A 4,477-nucleotide genomic window follows, 5' to 3' on the forward strand; every position below is an offset into this window, starting at 1 on the left:
GGGCGGGCAGGGAATGGGCGGCGGCGGTGGCGAGGCCCGATACCCGGATCGGCAGTTGCTTCTCCGGCCAATGGACGCCATCCGCCCTGATGCGCCGGGCAAGGGCCGGATCACCCGCGACCAGCAGCACGAGCCGCCGTCGCCGGCACAGGGCGGCGAGGTCGAGGCCAAGGGCGAGTCGCTGCCCGGACGGCAGATCACCGTCGCGCAGGATGACGATGCTGCCCGCGGGCAGTTTTGCCGCCGCCGCCAGCGGATCGGGCAGGCGCAGCCGGTCGGTCAGCAGGACGAGCGGCGGTAAAAGCCGCCTTGCGGCATGGCGGGCATTGAGGCGCCGGGCTGCGGTTGCTAGGGTCCTGTCCATCATGACGCTGTCCGATTCACCCGAAACCGTCGCCGATCGGCTCGCCCGTGTCGAGCACCGCATCGCCAAGGCCGCCCGCGGCATCGGCCGCGACCCCGCCGCCGTGAAACTGGTCGCGGTCTCCAAGACCCATGACGCCGCCGCCGTGCGCGAGGCGCTGGCCGCCGGTCAGCGCATCTTCGGCGAGAACAGGGTGCAGGAAGCGGAAGGCAAATTCCCCGACCTGAAGGCGGAATTTCCCGATCTCGAACTTCACCTGATCGGTCCCCTCCAGTCCAACAAGGCGAAACACGCCGTCGCCCTGTTCGACGTGATCGAGAGCATCGACCGCGAGAAACTGGCTGCCGCCGTCGCCGAGGCCTCGGAAAAACTGGGCCGCCGGCCGCGCTGCTTCATCCAGGTGAACACGGGCGAGGAGCCGCAGAAGGCAGGTTGCCTGCCGGCCGAAACCGATGCCCTGGTCGCCCTGTGCCGCGACACCTATCACCTCGATGTCACCGGCCTGATGTGCATCCCGCCGGCGGACGACGAGCCGTCGCTGCATTTCGCCCTGCTGGCCAAGCTGGCGGCCCGCAACGGACTCAAGGAATTGTCCATGGGCATGTCGGGCGATTACGAAGTGGCGGTGCGCCTCGGCGCGACTTATGTCCGCGTCGGCACGGCGATCTTCGGCGCGCGGGATTACGCCCCGGCGTGAGTGACGAGGCGGCTGTCCGGCGACAGATGCGCCAGCAGCCACAGAAAATCACCCGGCTCGAAGGCGATGCAGCCCGCCGTCGGCCCTTCGTCCGGCCGTTTCGGGTGCAGGAAGATGGCGCTGCCCCGGCCCGGCACCGGCGGATCGTCGTTATGGCCGACGACGAGGACGAGATCATAGAGATGGTCTTCCCGCCACATCACTTCGTGGCTGGCGGGAAAGGGCAGCCGGACCGGGCGATTATAGGCCGGGTGATCCGGCGCGTCGCACCAGCCGTCGTCCATGGCGATGGCCGTGACCGGCAGGGCGCAGGCCGGCGCCGCCAGCCGGTCCGGTCTGTACAGCACGCGGCGCAGGGGCCAGGTGCCGACCGGCGTGCCGCCATCGCCCTCGTGCTTGTCCACGACCATGCCGGCCCGGCCCAGGCTGACCGCGAAGGCGCGGCCGGCGAAACGGGCGGTGCCGTCCGGGAAGACCTCGATGTCGTCCTCTTCCGTCATCGCGCCACGTCCATCGGCGCCGCGTCGAAACTGTCGGCGCGGGCCATCTCCCAGCTCGACTTGTAGAAGTCGCTGGTCACGCCGCCTTCGATCAGGGCGCCCGGGCGCATCCCGTAATGGATCTGCGAGAACAGGCGGATCTCGGTCGAGGAGACGCGGCGGGCGAGATGATGAGGGCCGAGTTTCGACGGATGGTCGAGGCCGGCGGCGGCGAGCATTTCAGCCAGGGCCTTCATCGTGTTGCGGTGGAAGCTGCGCACCCGCTCCGCCTTGTCGGGCACGACGAGGGCGCGCTGGCGCAAGGGATCCTGGGTCGCGACGCCGGTCGGGCAGCGATTGGTGTGGCAGGACTGGGACTGGATGCAGCCGATGGCGAACATGAAGCCCCGGGCGGCATTCACCCAGTCGGCGCCCAGCGCCAGCAGGCTGGCGATGTCGAAGGCCGACACCACCTTGCCGGCGGCGCCGATGCGGATCCGGTCGCGAAGGCCGGCGCCGATCAGCGTGTTGTGGACGAACAGCAGGCCTTCGCGCAGGGGCACGCCGAGGTGATCGGTGAATTCCACCGGGGCGGCGCCGGTGCCGCCTTCCTTGCCGTCGACGACGATGAAATCCGGCAGGATGCCGATTTCCAGCATGGCCTTCACGATACCCATGAATTCCCAGGGGTGGCCGATGCACAGTTTGAAGCCGATCGGCTTGCCCTCGGAGTGGTCGCGCAGGGTCTCGATGAACTGCAGCAATTCGATCGGGGTCGAGAAGGCGGAATGCCGGCTGGGCGAGACGCAGTCGGCGCCCATGGGCACGCCGCGCGTTTCCGCGATCTCGGCGCTGACCTTATGCGCCGGCAGGATGCCGCCATGGCCCGGCTTTGCGCCCTGGCTCATCTTGATCTCGATCATCTTCACCTGGGGGTCGCGCGCCTGGGCGGCGAATTTCGCCGGGTCGAAGTGGCCATCCGCCGCGCGGCAGCCGAAATAGCCGCTGCCCAGTTCCCAGATCAGGTCGCCGCCATGCTCGCGGTGATAGGGGCTGATGCTGCCCTCGCCCGTGTCATGGGCGAAGCCGCCCATTTTCGCGCCCTTGTTCAGGGCGCGGATGGCGTTGGCCGACAGGGCGCCGAAGCTCATGGCCGAGATATTGAAGACCGAGGCGGAATAGGGCTGGCGGCATTCCGGCCCGCCGACGGTGACGCGAAAGCCGGCGGGATCGGCCATCAACGCCGGCCGCACCGAATGGCTGATGAATTCATAGCCCGCGCCATAGACATCCGTCAGGGTCCCGAAGGGCTTCTCCCCGCCCTCGTTCTTCGCCCTCGCATAGACGAGGCTGCGCTGGGCGCGGGAGAAGGGCACCTGTTCGTTGTCGCCTTCGAGCAGATATTGCCGGATCTCGGGACGGATCGCCTCGGCGAGATAGCGGATATGGCCGATGACCGGATAGTTGCGCCGGACCGCGTGGCGCGTTTGCCGCAGATCGTAAATGCCGATGCCGGTCAGGACGATGGCGGTCAGGGTGAAGGGCCAGAGTCCATCGATCGCGCCGAGAAAGGGCAGGGACAGCACGGCGAAGCCCGCGATCAGGGCGAAGGCCGCATAGCGGCTGAGCAGCGAGACGTGCATGAAGGCCATGGCTTTCCCCTTCTGGGACCGAATTCCGGCGGGCGCGAGAGCAACATAATCAATGCCGCGCCGAAATGCCCTGCACTTATCCCTACCCAGCGGCGGGCACGGGGCCTAGACTTCGACGAACCGTTCCAAAGCGTGCCCATGAAACTGATCGTCGCCGTCATCAAGTCGTTCAAACTGGAGCCGGTCCGTGCCGCGCTCGACGCTATCGGCGTTCACGGCATGACGGTGGCCGAAGCGGTGGGGTTCGGGCGCTCTCACGGCCATACGGAAATCTATCGCTCGGCCGAATACCAGATCGCCTTCGTGCCCAAGCTGCGTATCGACATCGCGGTCGAGGACGAGAAGCTGGCCGAGGCGCTCGAGGTGATCGAGCGATCGGCCCATACCGGCAAGCTGGGCGACGGCAAGCTCTTCGTCATCGAACTGGTAGACGCCATCCGCATCAGGACCGGCGAGCGCGGGTCTGAATCGATCTGATCCCTCCTCTTCCCCGGGGGCCCGCCCCCTTCTGTTGTTCCGCGGGGCGGCGACGTGTAGCCTCGGGTTGTTGATTCGTTCCGCGCGGCCCGGCCGCGCGGTCCTTGCGTATTTCCGGCCGGCACCATCCGGCCGCCATCGCCACGAGGTCACATGGCCCAAACGGCCGGCACATCATCGGGAAGCGTCGGGCGGCGCCTGTTGCCCAAGGGGCTGGGCCGCGCCCTGCGCGCCCGCTCGGCCGAAATCCTTGGCCTTGGTCTGTTCACTTTGGCGACCGCGCTTGGTCTTGCCCTTGTCTCCTACACGGCGGGCGATGCCAGCCTGAATGTCGAGACCGACGCGCCGACGCGCAATCTGATCGGCCCCATCGGCGCCTTCACGGCGGATTTCCTCATTCAGTGGACAGGTGTCGCCTCGGGCCTGCTGCCGCTGATCTTCGGCGCCTGGGGCTGGCGGCTGTTCTCGCACCACGGCCTTCGCCACTGGGGCATCAATGGCGCCCTCAGCCTTCTGGCGCTGGTTCTGGGCGCCGCCTCGGTCAATGGTTTCGACGTCGGGCCGGACTGGCCCCTGCGCAGTGGCCTTGGCGGGCTCGTCGGCGGCATGGTCGCCCCCGCCGTCCAGTCGGGCCTCGCCACCTTCGGCATCGGCCTCGCGGGCAGTGGTCTGTCCTTCGTCCTGATGCTGCTGACCCTGATGGCGCTCGTCTTCGCCATGGGCCTCAGCATCGGCGAATGGCGCGCCCTTGGCCGGGGCGCCGCCGGTGCCAGCCGGATCGGCCAGGCCGGCAGCCGCTGGCTGGTCG

General features: G+C 68.1%; 6 protein-coding genes. 3 read left to right on the forward strand and 3 right to left on the reverse strand.

Annotated features, from left to right (window positions below):
• Positions 1-367, reverse strand: a 367-nt coding sequence (locus tag WAZ62_RS20890) for a thiamine phosphate synthase (protein WP_422645464.1), incomplete at its 3' end; no start/stop codon positions are given.
• Between WAZ62_RS20890 and WAZ62_RS20895 the strand changes: the two genes are divergently transcribed.
• Positions 366-1,061 (forward strand): YggS family pyridoxal phosphate-dependent enzyme, encoded by a 696-nt coding sequence (locus tag WAZ62_RS20895; protein ID WP_422645465.1) that lies wholly within the window; start codon positions 366-368, stop codon positions 1,059-1,061. The two genes, WAZ62_RS20890 and WAZ62_RS20895, sit on opposite strands and share 2 nt — an antisense overlap.
• Here WAZ62_RS20895 and WAZ62_RS20900 read toward each other — a convergent pair.
• Both WAZ62_RS20900 and WAZ62_RS20905 read right to left on the reverse strand, forming a co-directional pair.
• Positions 1,046-1,561: a L,D-transpeptidase family protein gene (locus WAZ62_RS20900; protein ID WP_422645466.1), complete on the reverse strand. Its 516-nt coding sequence runs from the start codon at positions 1,559-1,561 to the stop codon at positions 1,046-1,048. The genes WAZ62_RS20895 and WAZ62_RS20900 overlap by 16 nt on opposite strands.
• Positions 1,558-3,192: an FMN-binding glutamate synthase family protein gene (locus WAZ62_RS20905; RefSeq protein ID WP_422645467.1), complete on the reverse strand. Its 1,635-nt coding sequence runs from the start codon at positions 3,190-3,192 to the stop codon at positions 1,558-1,560. Before WAZ62_RS20905 ends, WAZ62_RS20900 begins: the two co-directional genes overlap by 4 nt.
• A gap of 138 nt (positions 3,193-3,330) precedes the next feature.
• On the opposite strand from WAZ62_RS20905, the gene WAZ62_RS20910 reads away from it, so the two are divergent.
• Entirely contained in the window at positions 3,331-3,669 is a 339-nt protein-coding gene (locus WAZ62_RS20910; protein ID WP_422645468.1) for a P-II family nitrogen regulator, read from the forward strand.
• A gap of 153 nt (positions 3,670-3,822) precedes the next feature.
• The coding region (locus WAZ62_RS20915; protein ID WP_422645469.1) for a DNA translocase FtsK 4TM domain-containing protein at positions 3,823-4,477 on the forward strand (655 nt) is incomplete at its 3' end.

Source organism: Zavarzinia sp. (genome assembly GCF_049306435.1).
Lineage (GTDB): Bacteria > Pseudomonadota > Alphaproteobacteria > Zavarziniales > Zavarziniaceae > Zavarzinia.